This window comes from Thermotoga sp. 2812B, from assembly GCF_000789335.1.
GTDB classification, from domain to species: domain Bacteria; phylum Thermotogota; class Thermotogae; order Thermotogales; family Thermotogaceae; genus Thermotoga; species Thermotoga maritima.
In genome coordinates, this window is sequence record NZ_CP003408.1 from 894,177 (window position 1) to 914,896 (window position 20,720).

Here is a 20,720-nt window from a genome sequence, read left to right on the forward strand (position 1 = left end):
AGGTGGAATGATGATAGACAGAATAAACGGACCGGGAGACACAAATCCCATCGAAGGAATAAAGAAGCCTTCTGTAGAAAAATCAAAGGAGAAGAGGAAAAAGGAAAGCACCGATAATGTGGAACTTCGACATGTTGAAGATGTCAGAAAATTCGCTGAAGAGGCGAAAAACATCTCAACTGTCCGCGAACAGCTGGTAGAGGAGCTGAAAAAAGCCATAGAAAGTGGGAATTACTTCATCGATACCGAAAGGCTTGCCCGAAAAATTCTGGAGGAGCTGTCCGAATGAGAGAGGAATTGAAGAGGGTTCTCACAGAGAAAATAAGACTCATGGAGAATATGAGAAATCTTCTGGAAGAAGAACTGGAAGCGATTGTAAATAAGGACTTCGAACGTCTTGAAAGCATCCTGCCGCGCATTGAGGAACTTTCCGTTTCGATGGAAACCTGCAACAAAATATTGAAATCTTCACTGGAGTCACACGGAAATGGTACAAAGCTCATCGATCTTCTGGAAATCTACAAAGACGATGAAGAAATGCTCTTAGAGCTAAAGAGTTTCTTTGAAACGCTGAACAAGTTGGTCTTCGAGATAGAAAAGTTAAAACAGGCAATAGGTTTTCATTTGAATTACATAGATTTTGTGTTCAATCTTCAAAGGAATGAACTCACCTACAATCGAAATGGATCCTTCGATAGAGATGGTCCTTCGATGTTCAACGGGAGGTCCTGAATATGCCTGATATGTCCATGTTTGGAATACTCAACACAGCGCTCACAGGAATACACGCGCACAAGTTGGCGATGAACGTTGTGGGGCACAACATCGCAAATGCCAGCACACCCGGTTACTCGAGACAGAGACCAGTCATAGAGGCGAATCCTCCCATCCCCCTCACTACCCTGACACAGCCTTCTTTTCCCTTGCAGATGGGAACCGGTGCAAGGGTTAAAACGATTGTGAGGTTGAGAGATGCCTTCCTCGACGTTCAGTATAGGCAGGTGAACAACAGATACAACTACTGGGACACTGTCCTTTCCAACCTTCATTTCATAGAGCAGCTTCTGGCAGAGCCAGGTGAAGATGGTATAAGAAGCCTTGTGGACAACTTCTGGAACGCTTTCAAAGAAGTCATGTCCGACCCCAGCAGCACAGCCTCGAAGGCGGAGGTTGTTTCCAGGGCACAGCAGATGGTTTCTCAGATAAAAGATTTCTACGGAAGACTGGAGCAGCTTAGGGAAGATATAGACGATGAGATCGTTCAGAGAGTGTCCGAGATAAACCAGATGATAAAAAGACTGGCAGATCTCAACAACAAGATCAGAACCAGCATGATGCTCAACTCTCCACCGAACGACCTTCTCGATGAAAGAGACAGGATCCTTGACGAGCTCTCCAATCTTGCGAATATCAACTACACCGAAGCGGAGGACGGACAGATTACCCTGAGGATAGGAAATCAGATCGTTTTGAACGGTTCTACTTATAGAGAGCTTAGGGCGCTGGAAAGACCTTACGGAAAAGGATACCATGAGCTCTTCGTTGGAAACTCTCAGTTGATTCTCTCGGATGGGAAGCTGAAGGCGTTGATGGATCTGAGGGATTCCAGCATAGTGAAGTACATGAGAAAACTCGATGAATTCGTGCTTTTTATAACGGACTCATTGAATCTTGTTCACAGGGATGGTTTTGAGTCGAACGGAGTGACAACGAACCTCAACTTCTTCAAGAAAATTGAGGCCTTCAGCGATGATCCTTCCATCTTCAGAATCAAAGGAAACAGAAAGCTCGAGATGGGACCCTACCACACTGTAACGGGACTTCATTCCGCAAACAGCCAAGCTGAAATAGAAGGAAGGCGCTTCAACTCTAATGACGTCGTTCTCTCTTTCGATGGCGGTTCATCGAACGTTTTGAACATCTCGGCTGGAACGACCATTGGTGACCTCGTTGGTTCGTGGAACCTGCTCGGTACCTCTTTGAAAGTGGGTACACATGCAGGGGGATACAGACTTTACCTGGAGGACAGCACCGGTTCTCTGAGAAACAGGCTTTTCCTCTCGCTGGGAGATTCTCTGTCACAGATGGGGTTCGACACCGAGACAAAAGGGTACATAACCATAAAAGAATCCGACCTTTCCGGGTTGTCTTCCGGTGTTTACAACATAAACGTGGAGTACATCCTTGAAGATGGCACAAGACAGACAGAAACAATCAGCGTGGATCTTTCTTCCGGGGTGAACCTTTCGAATATAGAAGCTTCCATAAATTCTTCTTCGCATTTGAGGGCGCAGATTTACGCGGATCCATCCACTGGAGAAAACATGCTTGTGATCGTTCCAGATGAGCAGCTCAATTTCGATCCTTCGGCTGTCAAGGTGTTGAGTGACGATGACTTCTTCACGGAGTCTAACGCGTTCGTGAGAAATTACGAAGTGCTGAAATACAAAGACACTCTGGAAAACATTTTCTACGGTCAAACCGGTTTTGACCCAACAAGGCCTTTCACGATCACTATTAACTCCACGGATATAGAAATAGATCCAGCTGTGGACACTCTGGAAACACTCGTTGAAAAGATCAACGAAAAGAACACGGGAGTTCTCGCGGATTTGACACCCCATCATTCGCTCGTCTTCAGGGCGTCGTCGCTCTACGATTTCGATCTCAGAATGATGGAAATAAAAGGTCCGCAGGGGTTTTTCGAAGCCGTCGGATTTGTTGATCCAGACGGTGATCCCACTACTTTTGACTGGAACACTTCTTTCACCCTGGTTTCAAAATCTGACGATTTCACCACGTTGAGCGAACGTTTCAAGGTTGCGGATATTCTGACTTTCGACAGGGCACCGTACGATGAACCCTTGAACATCGTCAATCAGTTCGAGGTGAGTTCTTCTCTCGCTACGAACCCTGCAAACCTCGCGGTCGATGTGGGATACGCTCTGGAAAATTCCGACTGGAACGCGACGAGTATCAAACCTTCGGGTGGAGCCAATCCAGAGCTTCTTGAAACCATACAGAATCTTTACACCAGAAAGATGTTATCGAACGGCAAGGAGAGTTTCTACGAGTTCTTCGGGGGAGTAGTCTCGGAGCTCGGTGTGGAGGCGGAAACTGCCAGCAATCTCAAGAACAACACAGAAATCCTCAGACAGGAGATCGACAATGCCCGTGAAGAGGTGAAGGGAGTCTCTCTCGACGAGGAGATGGCGAACATGATAGAGTATCAGCACGCGTTCAGCGCTGCTGCCAAAGTCATCACCGCTGTCGATCAGATGATACAGACCGTGATCAACATGGTGGGGTGATCTGAATGAGGGTTACGAACAAAATGATCAGTGACAGAGTGCTGTTCAACATACAGACGAGTTTGAAAAGAATAGCGAAGCTCCACGATCAACTCTCTTCGGGATACAAGGTGAGGTATCCAAGTGACGATGCCGTTGTTGCGAAGAGGGCCAGTGACATTCTGACGAGAAAGAGGGAACTCGAGCAGTTTCAAAGAAGCGTGGATCATGTCCAAACCTACGTGAACGCGTACGACAGTGCCCTTCAAACCGTTTCCTCCATCACTCAAAGACTCAGAGAGCTGCTGGTTAGAGCAGCGAATGGGACTCTTTCGAAAGCAGAGAGGGAGGCTATAGCAGAGGAGATCGATAAAATCAAAGAGAATCTGGTGGAAGTAGCGAACACAAGAATAGGGAACGAGTACATCTTTTCTGGATACGATGTTTTCAGCCAGCCGGTCGAAAACGAAAACGGTATCTGGAAGATTTCAACACTTCCGGCCTCAAATAAGAGTCGCTCTATTCTAGTGCTGGGACATTCCATTGATTACGGTGTCACGGCCAGTGAGGTTTTTGAACTGGACAGCGGAAAGAATGTGTTCCAGATGCTTGAAGAGGTTTCCGCCACTCTTCGTTCCAATCTCAACGAAACTCAGATATCTGAACGTGTGTCGAACGTTTTCTTGAAGGAACTGTCCTCCTTCGAGGAGCGTATAACCAAAACGATAGGAAAGGTCGGTGGTGTGAGCAGGTTCATCGATATGGTGAACTCAAGGGTGCAGGATCTCGATTTCTTCTTCACCGAGTACCTTTCAAAGGAGAGAGACGCGGACATCACAGAACTCGTGACGGATCTTGCTATGCAGCAGTCGGTTCTTGAAGCTGCTTTGAAATCGGCCAGTCGAGTGCTTCAGGCGACCCTGGTAGACTTCGTGAGGTGATAACGTGGTTTACAAAACCAAACTCGGGGAGATAGAAATTTCGGATGAAAGTATCTTCACGTTCGAAAAAGGAATCCCCGGATTCGAACATCTGCGAAAGTTCGCACTCGTTTTTCCTCAGGAAACCTTTCCCATAGGATGGCTGCTTTCACTCGAGGATTCGGAAGTGGGACTTCCCGTTGTGGATCCAAAGCTCGTGAGAGCCGATTACGATCCCGCAGTGCCAAGTGAAGATCTCGAGGAGATCGAAGCCGAAAATCAGGAAGCGCTCCTTTTCTTCTGTGTGTTAACGATTCCCCCAGGAAAACCGGAAAAGACCACGATAAATCTCAGGGCACCGATAATTTTGAATCAAAAGAAAAAGAAGGGAATTCAAACGATACTGGAGAACGAAGATTACCAGTTGAGACACCTCCTTTCCGAAGAGATAGAGCGTTCAAAGACTGTGGTATGATTTTCAAATAGAAGCCTCCCTCACCGTGCGGTACCCTTCGGGGTTCAAAGGGGAAGCCGGTGAAAATCCGGCGCGGGGCCGCCACCGTGACCGGGGACGAAACCCGCAGAACGCCACTGGGGCGATCACCCTGGGAAGGCGCGGGGAGTAGGATGATCCGGAAGCCGGGAAACCCGCCCGCGGTGAAGGGGAACCACCTTCCTCGGCACCAGGAAGGTGGGAATATTCTTTTTCAGGGAGGGATGGAAGTGTTCAGAAAACTGGTTTCTTTGATCCTTCTCTTTGTCACCGCTGTTGCGCTCGCCGTAACGGTTGTGGACGATGCTGGAAGAGTGGTGGAGATCACATCCGCACCCGAAAGGGTGGTCAGTCTGTCTCCCGCCGCAACGAGGTTTCTTGTGTTCCTCGGCCTGGAAAACAAAATCGTTGGAGTCACCGATTACGACAGCTACGAAGCTGAAAAAGTCGGTGCGATGGTCCCTGTGAACATCGAAAAGGTGGTGAGTCTGAATCCCGATCTCGTTCTGATGTTCGGCGGATTCCAGCTTCCCGAAGTTCCAAAACTTGAGAAAGCAGGCTTAAAGGTCTTTGTTGTGAATCCGAATTCTCTCAATGACATCATTAGAGACGTGGTCCTTCTTGGAACAATCTTTGATCGTCGAGACCTTGCTCTGGAGAAATCGGAAAAGCTGAGAGAAAAAATGCTTGAGATAGGAAAGAAGACCTACAACGTTCCTCCATCGAAGCGTCCCAAGGTACTCTACCTGATCTCATCTCCCGGTCCTGATGTGAAGGAGATCTGGACGTGTGGAATGGGATCCTATCTCAACGAGATCATCTCTCTGGCGGGCGGAGTGAACATTGCTTCTGGAATCGCAGGGCCGAACGGCTGGCCACAGCTTTCTCTTGAGTATGTTGTGTCTCAAAATCCTGATGTGATAATAGTTGGAGTTTACATCCCTGGAACGGAGAACGAAGAGATAAAGAAGATACTCAATTTTGAACCTTTCAAAGAAATAAACGCAGTGAAGAACAAAAGAGTCTTCGCAGTGGACGGAAACGTGGCCTCTCAACCTTCTCCCGATGTGTTTGAACTCCTCGATTTGTTCTATGAATTTTTCTACGGAGGAAAAGGTGAGTGAGAAAACTCGTTTTTCCGATACTGATACTCAGTTTTCTTCTTGGAATCTTCTTTGGAAGTGTGCCTCTGGACCCCCTTGAAGTGCTGGGGGTCCTCTTTGGTTTGAAAGAAAACCCCGGGGTCGAAAGGATTCTTTCTCTCAGAATTCCAAGGGTTCTGGCAAGTTTTCTGGTTGGAGCCGGTCTTTCGATCGTGGGAAATTCGTTTCAGAATCTTTTGAAGAATCCTCTTGTTGATCCGTATCTCCTTGGAATCTCCTCGGGTGCATCTTTCGGTACTGTTGTGTCGTTTTACCTCGCTGAAACCCTCGGAATCTCCTGGATATACAGAATTCCCCTTCTCAGCTTCGGTTTTTCCATGATAGCGTCACTCTTGACCCTTCTCATTGCAAGGAAAGAGGGCCGCTTTCCGGTAACAACCATCGTGCTTTCTGGAGTGGTGGTAAGTACGTTGTTCAGCTCTCTCACTTACATGACGATCGTTCTTTTGAAAAGGAATGTAACCACCATCTCTATGTGGCTCTTTGGAAGCTTTTCAGGGAGCACGTGGGGGGATGTTCTCTTCTATCTGATGGTCGTCATCCCGTTTCTACTTTACTCTTTGATCTTCTCCAAACATCTGAACGCCATGGCGCTTGGAGAAGAAGAGGCCTTCGTTCTCGGAGTCAACGTTGAGAGATTGAAGGTTGTCACTTTTCTTTTTGGAAATTTCATCACGGCATTTCTGGTCTCCAGAAGTGGTGTTATCGGTTTCGTCGGTCTCATAGTTCCTCACATCTCTCGCTACCTCGTTGGTCCGAATTTTCTGAAGTCCGTCCTTTCGAGTTTGATCATGGGAGGAGTTCTTCTCACACTCTGCGACACGGCAGCCAGAACCTTCTTTTCTCCCACGGAGCTTCCAGTCGGCGTTGTAACAGCGTTGATCGGAGCACCTTTCCTTGCTTTCCTCATGAAAAGAGGTGTGTGAAGTGGAGGTCGTAAAGATTGAAAATTTGTTCTTCCGATACAAAGGAGGATTCTCTCTGAAAAACATAAATCTTTCTGTGAAAAAAGGGGAGTTCTTCGGTATCATCGGACCGAACGGTTCCGGAAAGACTACTCTTTTAAAGATCCTTGTGGGGATTTTTCGTCCTCAGAAAGGAACGGTTCAGCTCCTCGGTAGGATACCGTGGGAGACTTCGAGAAAAGAGATGGCGAAGATAGTAACCCTCGTTTCTCAGGATTTCTTTCCTTCCTACGACTTTTCTGTAAAAGAGATAGTCGAGATGGGACGGCTTCCACACTTGAGTCTTCTGAGTGGAACATCCAGAAAGGATGAGGAGATAGTCCTGAAAAGCCTGAAGCTAACCGGAACACTGAAATTTGTCGACAGAAACTTCTGGACATTGAGCTCTGGAGAGCGCAGGAAGGTTGTGCTATCGAAAGCGATTGTGCAGGACACGGAAATCCTGCTCATCGATGAACTCACAGCCCATCTGGATTACAACAACGTGAGTCTTGTGGGAAACGTTTTGAAAAGGTTGAAAGAATCGGGAAAAACCATCATCTCCGTTTTCCACGATATAAACGTGGCATCCGCTCTGTGTGATCGAATAGGCGTTATGAAAAACGGTGAGATGATAAAAACCGGAGCACCCCCAGAGGTGGTGACCGAAGAGGTGCTCCGGAATACATTCGAAACGGAATTCGTGGTACTCGAACATCCTGTCACAGGAAGACCGTTAGCCTTTCTCAAATAGTTTTTTCAAGAATTTCACCTGTTCAACCGCCTGGAAAGAACCTCCTCCCTCGTGGTTGTTGTACGGAGTAGATTCTGATTTCCTTCGGCCCAGCGTAGTGATTGTAGGCGGCAAAAACCGTTGAAGGAGGACAGATGTTGTCCATGAGACCCACAGAAAACAGCGCAGGGATCTTCGCTCTGGCTGCGAAGTTCACTCCATCGAAATAGGAAAGAGTCCTGAACACGATTTCTTCCTTGTCTCTGTGGGTCTTTAGAAAGTTCGTGATCTCCGCGTACGGATGCGTATCCACAAGCTGCACTGCTCTTCTGAAGTGACACAGAAACGGCACATCGCACAGAAGAGCCTTTGCTTTCTTTGAGAGAGCGCTCACCGCAAGGGCTATTCCGCCACCCTGACTGCCTCCAGCTATCACGATTCTTTCTTGATCTACCCGAGGAAAAGAAGCAGCAGCTTCAACGGCTCTGACAGCGTCCGTGAAGACTCGTCTGTAGTAGTAAGTTCTGGGATCCAGTATTCCTCTTGTCATGAATCCTGGATACTGAGGGTCAACGGGACTCTCAGGGTAATCCGGTGTGTCTCCTTTCAGCCAGCCACTTCCCTGACCTCGAGTATCCATGACAAAACATATGTAACCCATAGAAGGCCAGAACAACCAGTCGTGAGGGAATCCTCTTCCACCGTTGTATCCTATGTACTGCACAACGCAGGGAAGTTTTTCTTCTTCCAGTTTTGGAACAAGGAGCCACCCTTTGATCCTCTGTCCCCTGTATCCGGAGAAGGTGACATCGTACGCTTCGACTGTTTTGAGGTGAGACTCCATCCTCTCGAAGACGGGGTCTAAGGGGAACTTTTCGCTCTCTGCGAGTGTCTCTTCCCAGAACTCATCGAAGTCTTTCTCTTCGTACCGCTCTGGACGATATTTCTTCAGTTCTTCGAGTGGTAAATCGAAGAAGGCCATTTTTTCACTCCTCGCAGGCTTCCGTGAAAAATTTCCTCATTCCCACCACTTCTCTTTTTTCACCGACCACAGTGAAGGAACCAGTGAGTCTGATGTCTTCAGAAGAGCTTCCCACCATCACTTTGAACTCGCCGGGTTCGACCACGAGTTTCATGTCTCTGTCGTAGTAGGCGAGCACATCCATGTGGAGCCTGAACACAACAGTCTTCTTCTCTTTTGCCTTCAAAGAGACCCTCTTGAAGCCCTTAAGCTCTTTCACAGGCCTTGTGACGCTCGCAAACTCACGACCGATGTAAAGCTGAACCACCTCGTCTCCGTCTCTGTCTCCAATGTTTTCCACGTCCACCTTTATCACCACCTCACCGGCCGGTGGCACTTCCTTCGGCTCGATTCTGAGGTTGCTGTACTCGAACTTCGTGTAAGACAAACCGTGCCCAAACGGGAAGAGAGGCTTTGTGCTCTCGTCCACGTAGTCTCCGTGCCAGTGAGACCTTCCCCCGGATGGTTTGACGTAGTGGAAGACAGGAATCTGGCCAGCGCTTCTTGGAAAGCTGATCGGAAGTTTTCCAGAGGGATTCACCTTTCCGTAGATGATGTCAACGATCGCTCTTCCTCCCGCTTCTCCAGGAAGCCACACCTGAAGGATCGCGTTCACCTTGTCGACGACGTTTTTGAGTGAGTAGGGTCTTCCCGTGATGAGGACAAGAACGACGGGTTTTCCTGTCTTTGCAACTTCGAGGACGAGTTCTTCCTGGACTCCTGGAAGCTTGAGGTTTGCCATGTCTCTGGACTCACCGGTTGTGCAGTCAAGGGTGAGTCCAGATTTGTCTCCTACGACAACGATGGCAACGTCGGATTTCTTTGCAATTTCTATCGCCTCTTCGAAACCGCTTCTGTCTTCCCCTGTCACTTCACAGCCCTTTGCATATTCGAATTCGATCCCTTCTTCTTTGAAGGCATCGAGAACACTCGGAATGCTCTTCATATGTTCTTCTATGCTCTTCTTCAGTCTTTCGTAGTTTTCTCTCGGGATCTGAGGATTTCCAAAGACATCGTCTATGTTGTCGAGGAGAGCCCTTATGTGTGCAAGGTACATGTAATCTCCGAGGAGATTTCTCACCTCACCCGCGTTCGGTCCGATCAGGGCAACTTTTTTGTTTTTCTGAAGAGGCAGAATTCCATCGTTTTTGAGGAGAATAATAGATTTCCTTGCTATCTCGAGCGCGATGTCTCTGTGGTTTTCTATCTTCGCTTTTTCCACCTCAACGTAGGGATTCTCGAAGAGTCCGAGCATGAACTTCAGCATCAGCACCCTGGCGACTGCCTCGTCGATCAAAGCTTCGGAGATGATGCCTTTTTCAACAAGGTCTTTCAAATATTGATAACATTCTGTCTTCGGAAGTTCAACATCTATCCCCGCTTCGAGCGCGAGTCTTGCGGCTTCTGACTTATTCCTTGCTATTCTGTGATAATCTTCCAGAACTTTCACAGCGAAATAGTCAGAAACGACGATTCCTTCGAATCCCCAGTCTTTTCTGAGAATGTCTGTGAGGAGTTTCCTGTTCGCTGCACATGGGACACCGTCTATCTCGCTGTAGGAGTTCATCACAGAAAGCACATTCGCTTCTTTAACAGCCGCTTCGAACGGAAAGAGAAAGACCTCTTTGAATTCCCTCTCCGGAATGTTCGTTGGGGCCCAGTTCTTTCCGCCTTCAGAAGCGCTGTATCCGGCGAAGTGTTTCACTGTGGCAACGACACCTTTTTTGATATCCTCACCTTGGAGGCCTTTCACGTAAGAGACTCCCATCCTCGCCACCAGATAGGGAGATTCTCCGAACGTCTCTTCTGTTCTCCCCCACCTCGGGTCTCTTGCGACATCCAGAACAGGTGCGAGACCCTGATGTGCCCCTATCTTTCTCATATCCTCTCTGATGGCGGTGGTCATCTTCTCTATGAGATCTGGATCCCATGTACTCGCCATTGCTATCGCCTGAGGGAAGTTGGTTCCTCCAAGTCCCATGTAACCGGTGAGACATTCCTCGTGTATCATCGCAGGAATTCCAAGACGTGTTTCTTCCACGAGAAATCTCTGTATTTCGTTCACAAGTTCCGCGGCTTCCTGAGGTTCAAGGTTCGTTGATCCACCAGGCCTTGTGATCTGGCCTATACCATTTTTGAGGAGTTCTTTTGCTTTTTCCTTGTTGAATTTTCCCCTCTCGTCTATCAGTTCGTAACCCCAGACAGACCCAAGCTGGGCCACCTTCTCTTCCAGCGTCATTCTGGAAAGAAGATCTCTCACTCTCACTTCGATGGGTTGCGAAGGATCCCTGTACAGTTCCATATTTTTCCCTCCTCATCCGTTATTGAAACCATAAAGCTCATCTGTACAACCAGCACTTCACCTGCACACCATCAACTTCAAAATATGGAGGAGGCTCCTTTCTGCATATATCCATGGCCTTTGGACATCTTCCTGCGAACTTGCAGCCCTGTCTCAGATACTCTGCCTGCTCTGTCTCGGACAGTTTTATCCTGATGTCCCACTTTTTCTTCGGATCCGGCTCTGGGACGGATTCCCTCAAAAGCTGGGTGTATGGATGCTTTGGTTCCATGAGAACTTTCTCTGCAGGTCCCAGTTCCACTATATTTCCTCTGAACATGACGGCGATTCTGTCAGAGACGTAGTAAGCCGTTGTGAGATCGTGGGTGATGTAGAGCACGCTCACACCGTACTGTTCTTTGAGATCCTTGAAGAGGTTCACGATCGACATTCTCAAAGAAGCGTCGACCATCGAGACGGGTTCGTCTGCGACAAGAAGAGAAGGATTCGTGAGAAGCGCCCTTGCGATGGAGATTCTTTGAAGCTGACCTCCCGAGAACTCACTTGGGTACTTCTCGGAAAATTCTTCAAAGGAGATACCGACTGCGGAAAGCTTCTCCCTGATGATCTCTTCTGCCTTCTTTTTTGTATCCGCTATGCCAAGGTTGAAGAGTGTCTCATAGAAGTACCTGTCCACCTTCCTGAGGGGGTTGAACGTGGAGAACGGATTCTGGAAGACAGCCTGTATTTCTTTTAGAAGCTCTCTTCTTTCTTTTTCGTTCTGATGCACACGATCGATTTTTCTTCCTTTGTAGACGATCTCACCAGAGGTGGGTTCTTCAAAGCCGAGGATGATTTGTAGACGATCTCACAGAGTGGGTCTTCAAGGCCGAGATGATCTGGCAGTCGTGTTTTTCCACCACCGCTCTCTCCGGCGAGGGTGAAGATCTCTGCTTCGTTTATATCGAAGTTCACGTTATCCACAGCCACTATTCTCGTTCTGGAGAAGATGCTCCCTATGGTGAAGATCTTCGTCAGATTTTTTATCTCAAGAAGCGGCATTCTTTCCCTCCTCTACTAACCAGCATGCAACTCTGTGGCCCGGCAGGTATTCCTTGAGAGGGGGTACTTCTTTTTTACACCTGTCGAACGCATGTGGACATCTTGGATGGAAACTGCATCCTGGTGGAAGATCGGCGAGTGATGGAGGACTTCCAGGAGCGCTTTCTCTCCTTCCTTTGTCTCCAAACTTTGGAAGCGAGTAGATCAGATACTTCGTGTAGGGATGCATGGGGTTTTCAAAGATCTCTTCTGTTTTTCCTTCTTCTATGATCTTCCCGGCGTACATGATCGCTATCCTGTCTGTCACGTTCGCATGAACCCCCATATCGTGTGTGACAAGGATGATGGTGTTCTGTCTTGAAGATTGTATCTCCTTGAGAAGTTGGACCACACCTCTCTGAGTTACAACGTCGAGAGCGGTCGTTGGTTCATCCGCTATGATCACCTTCGGTGACAGAACGGTTGCAAGGGCGATCGTCACCCTCTGTCTCATTCCACCAGATAGCTGGTGTGGATAGGCGTTCAGAATCTCTATTGGAAGCCCCAGCTCTCTTATGTGTTCTTTTGCCATCTCGTACGCTTCTTCTTTCGTCTTTCCAGTCGTGTGGCTTTCTATGAAATCCTTGAAGGTCTCTTTTATCTTCACCACGGGATTGAGAACGCTCATCGATCCCTGTGGAACGTAAGAAATGAAACTCCATCTGAGCCTTCTTCTCTCTTCATCACTCAGGGAATAAACATCCACTTCTTTTCCGTTTTCTCTGTAGAGCACTTTTCCTCCCACTATTCTCTGTGGTGGTTCTATTGCAGCAAAGAGAGCTCTCAAAAGAGTGCTCTTTCCGCAACCGCTCTCTCCTGCGATACCGTATATCTCGTTCTCCATGATCGAAATGTTCACGTCGTCCACCGCTTTCACTACTCGCTTTTTTCCGAATATGTCCAGAATGTAATAAGACTTGAGATTTTCTGTTCTCAACACTTCCACCGCTATCACCTCATGCCTGTCCTATTCTCTGTATCCTCATCCTCGGATCAAGGTATTCACTGATGCTGATTGAGATCAGATACAGCGCTATGAACAAAAAGATAGACGTTACAACAGGAGTCAGCACCCACCACCAGTATCCCAGTAGAAGGGCCTGGTAGTTTATCGACCACTGAAGCATGGTACCGAGTGTGGGTATGTCCAGGTTCGACACACCCAGTATCGCGAGTGTGATCTCCATTCCAATTGCCCAGGACATGTTACCTATGAGAGTGGCGAATATGAGCGGTATCAGAAACGGTAAATACTCTTTGAAAACGATCGAAAGGGCTTTTGATCCAGAGAGAAGAGCGGTGTAGGTGAAATCTCTTTCCCTCAAACTCAAAACCTGAGACCTGATCACTCTCGCATCCCATGCCCAACCAAAGACTCCAAGGAGAAGCCCAAGTGTGGGTAAATTTAAACGTCCTTTTACTATTGTAGCAATAAGAACAATGATGATAAAAAGTGGTATAACCAAGAAGGAGTCGCTGAGAAATGTCAAAACTCTATCTGCGGCTCCTCCTTTGTATCCGGCTATCATGCCGACGATCATGGCTATAACTCTCGATACAAGCCCCGCGATCAGTGACATGACAAGTGAGTTTCTCACAGCGAAAGTGAGTTTCCAGAAAATGTCCTGTCCCATCGAATTGGTTCCCAATATGTGAGGCCAATGGGGTGGAAGATCCCTCGGGACCTGATTCCACAGGTACGGGTTGTACGGTGAAAAGAAAGACAGGATAGAGAGTGTCAAAAGTACCAGAAGAACTATGAAGCCGAATCTGAAACGTGTATCTCTCAACAGATCTTTCAACACCTGCATTTTTTCCACTCCTTTTTCATCTGTATCTCACCCTTGGATCGAATAGTGGGTAGAGAAGATCTATCAAAAGAATACTGGTTGTGATCAAAAGAATGGAGAGTGTACTCACTCCCATCAAAAGGTTGTAGTCACCTGTAAAAATGGCGTTGTAGAGAAGTGTTCCAATACCAGGATAGGAGAACACGATCTCCGTGATCAAAGCACCTCCAAAGATCTGTCCCAGAGAGAGAGCAAGACCCGTTATCTGTGGTAACATAGCGTTTCTTATGACATATCTTCGAACGATTCTTCTTTCTTCTATTCCTCCCATCTTTGCGTATTTCACATAGTCCTCTGATTTCACACTCTGAACCACGAGTTTCATGGCTTGGAACCAAACAAATATTCCTATTAAAAGTAAAGAAAGCGCGGGAAGAAAAGCGTGTTTTAGGAGTATCAGCAGGTTTTCCCAGCTGAAGGTGAATTTCATTCCTATTGCAAAACCTCCGCCGATTGGAAAGATGGGAAGTATATACGCAAGGAGGATCAAAAGTCCGAGTGCGAGGATGTAGTACGGCATCGGTCTTATCACCATCGCAATACCATCGAGAATCTTCACCCATTTTCTATTGGAAAAATACCCTGCGAGTCCTCCAAGAATGTTTCCTATGATCCAGGAAATGACAGTCGTTACAAACAAGAGCCAGGCAGTCCAGGGCAGTGATTGTCTTATTAATTTCATCACAGGAGTTGGAAACTGAAAGTATGAAGGACCAAAATCGCCTTTTAAAAGTCTTTTCCAGAAGTTGACGTACTGATCCCACAGGCTTCCTTTCAGCCCATAAAGTTCTTTCAAGGTTTCTGTCATCTCTTCTATCGCCTTTGGATCCATGTACGTTCCTTGTGTCACAAGACGACTTATGAACTGTTGAACTGGATCTGTTGGTAGGAATCTCGGAATGAAGAAAATCATAGTAATTCCTACCCAGATGACAAGAAAATAAGTTATCAATCTCGGAAGCAGGTATCTTCTTACAAAACTCAAGGTATCTGCCCTCCTTTTCTCTTTAAAGGACCGGGGGGGTGTCCCCCCGGCCCCCTGTTTGAAAGTATTTTACATCATTTTCTACCGGTTGGTTTCAGGAACGGAAGCATGTACTTGAAGTTCGGCCAATGTGTATACGGTTGTGCGTACATGTTCTCCGCTGTTGGATAATTTGTCCAATAATATTCATCGTATACTACCACACCAGGATAGTTAAACGTCGGGATTGTTGGCATTTCTTTGACAAGAAGTTTCAAGCCCTCCACTCCGAGTTCAATGAGTTTCTTTGTGTCTCCCCAGGCCGTCTTCTGTATTTCGTCTATGATCTTGTCCATTTCGGGATTGGTCCATCTTGCGTAGTTACCCCACGGCGCATCTTCACCTAGAGGAACAAGGTATTTGGAATGGAACGGCTCAAGCGTTCTGAACAGATCAGGATGTCCTCCCCATGGCTCTGCTGCTGGCCAATCTGTAGATACTTCAAATTCTCCTTGTGGATGGAGAGTACCACCTAGTTCTGTCGGCTGAACAACTACGTCTATACCAAACTTTTTCCAGGCTTGAGAAGCTGCAAAAGCGTTCCTTTCGGCAGGTCCAGCAGGATTCATACCTGTATTGATAGTGATCTTCCAGAGTTCACCATTTGGTAGATGCCATTTTCCGTCTTTGTCTCTATAGAATCCGTTCTTTTCCAGAAGCTTTTCTGCAACATCGGGGGCATACTTCCACCAACCAGGTCCGAAGATCCTCTTGATCAGCTCGGGATTATCTGGGACAGGGTATCCTCTCTTTCTTGCGTACTCTGCCAGCCTGAATCCAGCCTCGGGATCGTATGGCTTGAACTTTTCGCCGTTTCCAAGATCAAGCTCGAAGTTCTTCAGCCAGTCTTCAAGTTTTGTGAAGTACCAGTTGTAGTATGCGGTTGTGAGAGGAATGTGAATTGGGCTCAACGTTACTGCTCCGTCAAATGCGTTAGCAGCGTATTCAACGATATCAATTGCAAGAACAAGAGCCCATCTCACTTCAGGATTGTTGAAGGGTTCTTTGGCAGTGTTGAAGTGGAGACCTGTCACACACGGGTCGATGTTGACAGTCCACGGAAAGTTTTTCCTCCAGGCTCTGGCTGTCTTAACCCTGTTGAGAACCGCTTTGAGAGCTTCAAGTGACATATCTGAAATGTCAAGCTGATGCTGTGCCATCGCAAGAACTCTCTTTTCTGGAGCACTATGGAAAATCATCAATACATATTTTGGCTGCGGCATTCCGTAAAGCATACCAGTTGGTGTTCTATCCCAGTCTTCTCTTCTCTGCCAGAGCGTCCAGTATCCTCCTGGATCGTAACTGTGAAGAACGTAGGGCCCTGTTCCAACAGGTGGATTGAAATCGAATGTGAGAGGATCTTCCACCTTTTCAAACACGTGCTTTGGAAGCGGTCTCAGAGCGCCCCATCTGTCGAGGAAATAAGTGTGGAACCTGGAGTTTGGTTCTTCGAGTTTTATCAGGACTGTGTAGTCATCAACCTTCACTATTTCTTTTACTTGCTGCATTTGGGCATGGTAACCAAATCCTTCGGTGTTCTTTGCAAGTTCAATAGTGTAGATGAGGTCGTCCGCTGTGAACGGTACACCATCGCTCCAGTAAACACCTTTCCTGAGTTTGATGGTAACTTCTGTGAAGTCAGAGTTGTACTTCGGAGGTTCTGCGGCGAGTGCATTGATAATTTCTCCTGTAGCGTACTCAACACACCACAGAGGTTCAAGGAGCAGGTTTTGAATACCCCTGTCGTTCCAAACCCAAGTGGCCCAGATGTTGAAGTTTCCAGCGTTTGCTGCCCTTCCCGTAAGATATTGAGCTATGAGTGTTTCGTTTCTGGGAATACCTGGTGGCAACTGCTGTGCAAAGAACAGACTGAACATGGAAACGACGAACAAAACTACAAGAAACTTCTTCATGAAAACTCACCTCCCTTGATTGTATGTTATATTTTTTCCTTTCGGGAAATATTTTAATGTAAATCTCCGAGAAAATCAAGGTGCGCTTTTCTGGGATAATGGAGGTTATCTGCGTTTGTAAAAGATTATTTCAAAATATTGTCGTTTTTCTTCTTTTTTCTCTTTTTTCCTTTCTGGTATCATATTTTCGTTAAATCATAGAGAAGGAGGTTTCATGTTATGAAAATATTACCTTCTGTGTTGATCCTTTTGTTGGGATGTGTTCCAGTTTTCAGCTCTCAGAATGTATCTCTGAGAGAACTCGCAGAAAAGCTGAACATCTATATTGGTTTTGCCGCAATCAACAATTTCTGGTCTCTTCCCGACACAGAAAAGTACATAGAAGTTGCAAGAAGAGAATTCAACATCCTGACCCCTGAGAACCAGATGAAGTGGGATACGATTCATCCAGAAAGAGACAGATACAATTTCACTCCCGCTGAAAAACACGTTGAGTTTGCAGAAGAAAACGACATGATCGTGCATGGACACACTCTTGTCTGGCACAACCAGCTTCCTGGATGGATCACTGGTAGAGAATGGACAAAGGAAGAACTTTTGAACGTTCTTGAAGACCACATAAAAACGGTGGTGTCTCATTTCAAAGGTAGAGTGAAGATCTGGGATGTGGTGAACGAAGCGGTGAGCGATTCTGGAACCTACAGGGAAAGCGTGTGGTACAAGACGATCGGTCCTGAATACATTGAAAAAGCGTTCAGATGGGCAAAAGAAGCCGATCCAGATGCGATTCTCATCTACAACGACTACAGCATAGAAGAAATCAACGCAAAATCGAACTTCGTCTACAACATGATAAAAGAGTTGAAAGAAAAGGGAGTGCCTGTAGATGGAATAGGATTTCAGATGCACATAGACTACAGAGGGCTCAATTATGACAGTTTCAGAAGGAATTTGGAGAGATTTGCGAAACTCGGTCTTCAAATATACATCACAGAGATGGATGTGAGAATTCCTCTCAGTGGTTCGGAGGAGTATTATTTGAAAAAACAGGCTGAAGTTTGTGCGAAGATCTTCGATATATGCTTGGACAACCCTGCAGTTAAAGCGATCCAGTTTTGGGGATTCACAGACAAATACTCCTGGGTTCCCGGCTTTTTCAAAGGGTACGGGAAAGCGTTGCTCTTCGATGAGAATTACAACCCCAAGCCTTGTTATTACGCGATAAAAGAGGTGCTGGAGAAAAAGATAGAAGAAAGAAAATGAGGGGGCGATGCCCCCTTATTTTCAGCAGTATCTCTTTTTCATTTTGTCGATGGCTTCCCAGAGGCCAAGAATGTAGGTTGCACCGAGTGCCCTGTCGTAGAGTCCATAGCCAGGTCGTGCCTTTTCACCCCAGATCAGTCTTCCATGATCAGGACGTATGTACCCTTCGTAGCCTATGTCATGAAACGCTTTCATCACTTCAAAGAGATCGTGAGAACCGCAGAAGGAAGGATGTGCAGTTTCGTAGAAACTCTTCTCACCGGTGAACTTCAGGTTTCTCACGTGTGCAAAGTGGATCCTGCCCATCTTTCCGAAGTATCTTATCATCTCAGGTATGTTATTCTCAGGATTTGCTCCAAGTGATCCCATGCAGAACGTTATTCCGTTGTAGGGGCTGTCAACAGCTTTCAACATTCTCTCTATGTTTTCCTTGTTTGTTATAATCCTTGGCAGGCCAAAAATACTCCATGGTGGATCATCCGGGTGTATTGCGAGTTTCACATCGCACTCTTCACAAACGGGAATGACTCTTTCGAGAAAATAAACCAGGTTTTCGAAGAGTTTTTCTTCATCTACGTTCTTGTAGAGTTCGAAGGTTTCTCTCAGTTTCTCCAACCTGTCCCATTCCCATCCTGGAAGGACGAAACCCTGAGAGCCCTCTTTCACTCGTTTTATGAGTTCGTCTGGTGTTACTCCTTCGATGAGACGGTGATCGTACTCCATCGTTTCAGAGCCATCCGGGAGTTTTTTGTGTAGATCCGTTCTCATCCAGTCGAATACGGGCATGAAGTTGTAGCAGACTACCTTCACACCGGCCTTTGCCAGATTTCTGATCGTTTTCTTGTAGTTCTCTATATATCTGTCCCTTGTGGGAAGACCCAGTTTTATGTCTTCGTGGACGTTCACACTCTCGATAACTTCGAGTTTCAATCCCGCTTTTTCAACGGTTTCTTTCAGCTTCATTATTTCCTCAAATGGCCAGACTTCTCCCACAGGTATGTCAAACAAAGCCCCTACGACTCCTTCTACTCCTGGGATCTGACGTATTTGTTCCAGTGTCACGGTATCGTGTTTTTCACCATACCATCTGAAGACAAGCTTCATCCATCTTCCCTCCCAACGACTTCTTCGAGTGTTTTCCTCACAGCTCGTGGCCCTGTGATCATCTTCTTGAACAGTTCTTCTATTTTTTCTCCAAGTCCTACTTCGTACAGGTTCACTCTGAAAAGCTGCTGGCTGGAAAGGATCGGTTTCAGATGATCATCCGTGGATTCGGGATCGCCGAATTTTATCTTTGAAACGTAAGACCTCAGGTTCTCAAGAAGGGGATCTGGACTGAGCTGCATTTCTCTTCCTTCATCGTCTATTCCCATGAGGTATCTGCACCATCCCGCTATCACAAGTGGTATGTATTTCAGATTCCTTGGATCCAGATCTGGTCTTTCGTGGTATGCCTTTATAGTTTCGCCGAACCTGATAGGCATCTTTTGAGAGGTATCCGTTGCTATTCTCTGCGGTGTGTCTGGCAGATACGGATTGGGAAGTCTGATGTTTATCACTTCGTTCAAGAATTCTCTTGGATTTATGATACCAGGATCTACCACAACTTTTATTCCCTCTTCTCCCACACCTTCTACAAGTTTTTTCAGGAGGGGGTCTTTCATTTCGTCTGCGATCTTTTTGTATCCCAGAAGGCAACCGAAGATGGCCAGCGCTGTGTGAAGAGGATTGAGACAGGTTGTCACCTTCATTCTTTCTGCCTTCTCAACAGTTTCTCTGTCTGTCAGAAAAACGTTCCTATCTGCTCCTTCGAGTTTTGGCCGGCCGTTCGGAAAGCTGTCTTCTATCACCAGATACTGAGCCCATTCCATGTTTACGAAAGGAGCGATGTGGGTCCTCTTGGATGTCACAAAGATTTCCATTCCCTCTATTCCAAGTTTTTCTAAGTGCTCTTTTATGAATTCTGAAGGACCCGGTACAATCTTATCTATCATACTCCATGGGAAAGCAACGTCTTTTTCCAGATAATCAATGAAATCTTTTTCCACCAGACCGCTTTTAACCCACTCCTCGGAAATTCTTTTCACAGAGCTGTAGAGTTTTTCGCCATTTCTTGAGAAATTATCGAGGCTGAGAAGAGCGATAGGAAGTCTTCCCGCTTTGAATCTTTCGTAAAGAAGTGCAGCCACTTTTCCCATCGATGTTTGGGGTGAGACAGGACCGTTTTTCATGTCCTCCATCACCTGAGGAAAGAGGTTCCCGGCCTGATCTTCTATGTTGTAGCCTTTTTCTGTGATGGTGAGAGAAGCGAGCTGAAGAGAAGGATTTCTGAAGATTTCTTTTGCTCTTTCCCAGTCTGGATGCGAAGGATCTCCCTTGAGAGCTTCCATCACGCTCGCTATGATTCTCTTTTCAAAATCTCCGTCGGGTTTTATTGTGACCGCTATCGATAAATTGTCGTACGGTTTGTAAACTTTGTCTATGACTTCGTAGTCGAAGAGTTCTATCACATTTATACCAGTGTCTTCCTTTCCCTCTTCGAGGAGATTCTGAAGCACTGCCGCAACGAATCCCCTGAATATGTTTCCACCACCGAAATGAACCCATTTCGGTTGTTCTTTTGTATTTTTCTCTACTTCGTCGAGATCGAAATACGGAGGCCTGACACCTATCTTTTCCCAAGCCGCTCTATCTTTTATCGTTTCCCTGTTGAGACGCACGTTT

Annotated in this window: 16 protein-coding genes, 2 pseudogenes and 1 riboswitch; of the genes and pseudogenes, 9 read left to right on the forward strand and 9 right to left on the reverse strand. The window is 46.7% G+C overall.

All coding sequences use genetic code 11. The annotated features are described in order from the left end of the window. The first annotated feature begins 10 nt into the window (after positions 1–10). The 8 genes from flgM to T2812B_RS04525 all read left to right on the forward strand — a co-directional run bounded on the left by flgM (position 11) and on the right by T2812B_RS04525 (position 7,564). Entirely contained in the window at positions 11–289 is a 279-nt protein-coding gene (gene flgM, locus T2812B_RS04490; RefSeq protein ID WP_008194089.1) for a flagellar biosynthesis anti-sigma factor FlgM, read from the forward strand. Continuing rightward, positions 286–732, forward strand: coding sequence for a flagellar export chaperone FlgN (flgN, locus tag T2812B_RS04495; RefSeq protein WP_008194091.1), 447 nt, complete (start codon positions 286–288; stop codon positions 730–732). Before flgM ends, flgN begins: the two co-directional genes overlap by 4 nt. A gap of 2 nt (positions 733–734) precedes the next feature. Beyond that, positions 735–3,311: a flagellar hook-associated protein FlgK gene (gene flgK / locus T2812B_RS04500; RefSeq protein ID WP_008194094.1), complete on the forward strand. Its 2,577-nt coding sequence runs from the start codon at positions 735–737 to the stop codon at positions 3,309–3,311. A 5-nt stretch (positions 3,312–3,316) separates the two neighbouring features. Continuing rightward, entirely contained in the window at positions 3,317–4,231 is a 915-nt protein-coding gene (gene flgL / locus T2812B_RS04505; RefSeq protein WP_004082608.1) for a flagellar hook-associated protein FlgL, read from the forward strand. Positions 4,232–4,235: 4 nt separating this feature from the next. Continuing rightward, positions 4,236–4,685, forward strand: coding sequence for a flagellar assembly protein FliW (gene fliW / locus T2812B_RS04510; RefSeq protein ID WP_004082606.1), 450 nt, complete (start codon positions 4,236–4,238; stop codon positions 4,683–4,685). After that, positions 4,681–4,881, forward strand: a riboswitch (cobalamin riboswitch). (Overlaps the previous gene by 5 nt.) Before the next feature lie 52 nt (positions 4,882–4,933). Beyond that, positions 4,934–5,827, forward strand: a complete 894-nt coding sequence (locus tag T2812B_RS04515) for a cobalamin-binding protein (RefSeq protein WP_065212801.1) — start codon at positions 4,934–4,936, stop codon at positions 5,825–5,827. Further along, positions 5,824–6,792 (forward strand): iron ABC transporter permease, encoded by a 969-nt coding sequence (locus tag T2812B_RS04520; protein WP_008194100.1) that lies wholly within the window; start codon positions 5,824–5,826, stop codon positions 6,790–6,792. Before T2812B_RS04515 ends, T2812B_RS04520 begins: the two co-directional genes overlap by 4 nt. A 1-nt stretch (position 6,793) precedes the next feature. After that, positions 6,794–7,564, forward strand: coding sequence for an ABC transporter ATP-binding protein (locus T2812B_RS04525; protein ID WP_008194102.1), 771 nt, complete (start codon positions 6,794–6,796; stop codon positions 7,562–7,564). On the opposite strand, the pseudogene axeA reads toward T2812B_RS04525, so the two are convergent. The 7 genes and pseudogenes from axeA to T2812B_RS04560 all read right to left on the reverse strand — a co-directional run bounded on the left by axeA (position 7,547) and on the right by T2812B_RS04560 (position 16,733). After that, a pseudogene (gene axeA / locus T2812B_RS04530) lies at positions 7,547–8,525 on the reverse strand (cephalosporin-C deacetylase). The gene T2812B_RS04525 and the pseudogene axeA overlap by 18 nt on opposite strands. Positions 8,526–8,529: 4 nt before the next feature. Beyond that, on the reverse strand, positions 8,530–10,866 hold the full coding sequence (locus tag T2812B_RS04535; RefSeq protein WP_008194121.1) for a glycoside hydrolase family 3 N-terminal domain-containing protein: 2,337 nt from the start codon (positions 10,864–10,866) through the stop codon (positions 8,530–8,532). A 37-nt stretch (positions 10,867–10,903) separates the two neighbouring features. Then, positions 10,904–11,907, reverse strand: a pseudogene (locus T2812B_RS04540) (ABC transporter ATP-binding protein). Then, the gene (locus T2812B_RS04545) at positions 11,894–12,901 is read right to left on the reverse strand and encodes an ABC transporter ATP-binding protein (protein WP_038051426.1); all 1,008 of its coding nucleotides are present in this window, start codon (positions 12,899–12,901) and stop codon (positions 11,894–11,896) included. The pseudogene T2812B_RS04540 and the gene T2812B_RS04545 overlap by 14 nt, the downstream one beginning before the upstream one ends. Position 12,902: 1 nt before the next feature. Then, the gene (locus tag T2812B_RS04550) at positions 12,903–13,757 is read right to left on the reverse strand and encodes an ABC transporter permease (RefSeq protein WP_008194135.1); all 855 of its coding nucleotides are present in this window, start codon (positions 13,755–13,757) and stop codon (positions 12,903–12,905) included. 16 nt (positions 13,758–13,773) lie between these two features. Continuing rightward, positions 13,774–14,781 (reverse strand): ABC transporter permease, encoded by a 1,008-nt coding sequence (locus T2812B_RS04555; RefSeq protein WP_008194137.1) that lies wholly within the window; start codon positions 14,779–14,781, stop codon positions 13,774–13,776. 74 nt (positions 14,782–14,855) lie between these two features. Then, positions 14,856–16,733 (reverse strand): ABC transporter substrate-binding protein, encoded by a 1,878-nt coding sequence (locus tag T2812B_RS04560; RefSeq protein ID WP_008194140.1) that lies wholly within the window; start codon positions 16,731–16,733, stop codon positions 14,856–14,858. Positions 16,734–16,952: 219 nt separating this feature from the next. Here T2812B_RS04560 and T2812B_RS04565 point away from each other — a divergent pair, with 219 nt between their 5' ends. Beyond that, a complete protein-coding gene (locus T2812B_RS04565) occupies positions 16,953–17,996 on the forward strand; it encodes an endo-1,4-beta-xylanase (protein WP_008194141.1) in 1,044 nt (347 codons plus the stop codon). Positions 17,997–18,017: 21 nt separating this feature from the next. Here the strand turns inward: T2812B_RS04565 and uxuA are convergent, their stop codons facing one another. After that, positions 18,018–19,100, reverse strand: coding sequence for a mannonate dehydratase (uxuA, locus tag T2812B_RS04570; RefSeq protein WP_004082566.1), 1,083 nt, complete (start codon positions 19,098–19,100; stop codon positions 18,018–18,020). Beyond that, the gene (uxuB, locus tag T2812B_RS04575; RefSeq protein ID WP_004082564.1) at positions 19,097–20,716 is read right to left on the reverse strand and encodes a D-mannonate dehydrogenase UxuB; all 1,620 of its coding nucleotides are present in this window, start codon (positions 20,714–20,716) and stop codon (positions 19,097–19,099) included. Before uxuB ends, uxuA begins: the two co-directional genes overlap by 4 nt. Positions 20,717–20,720 lie beyond the last annotated feature (4 nt).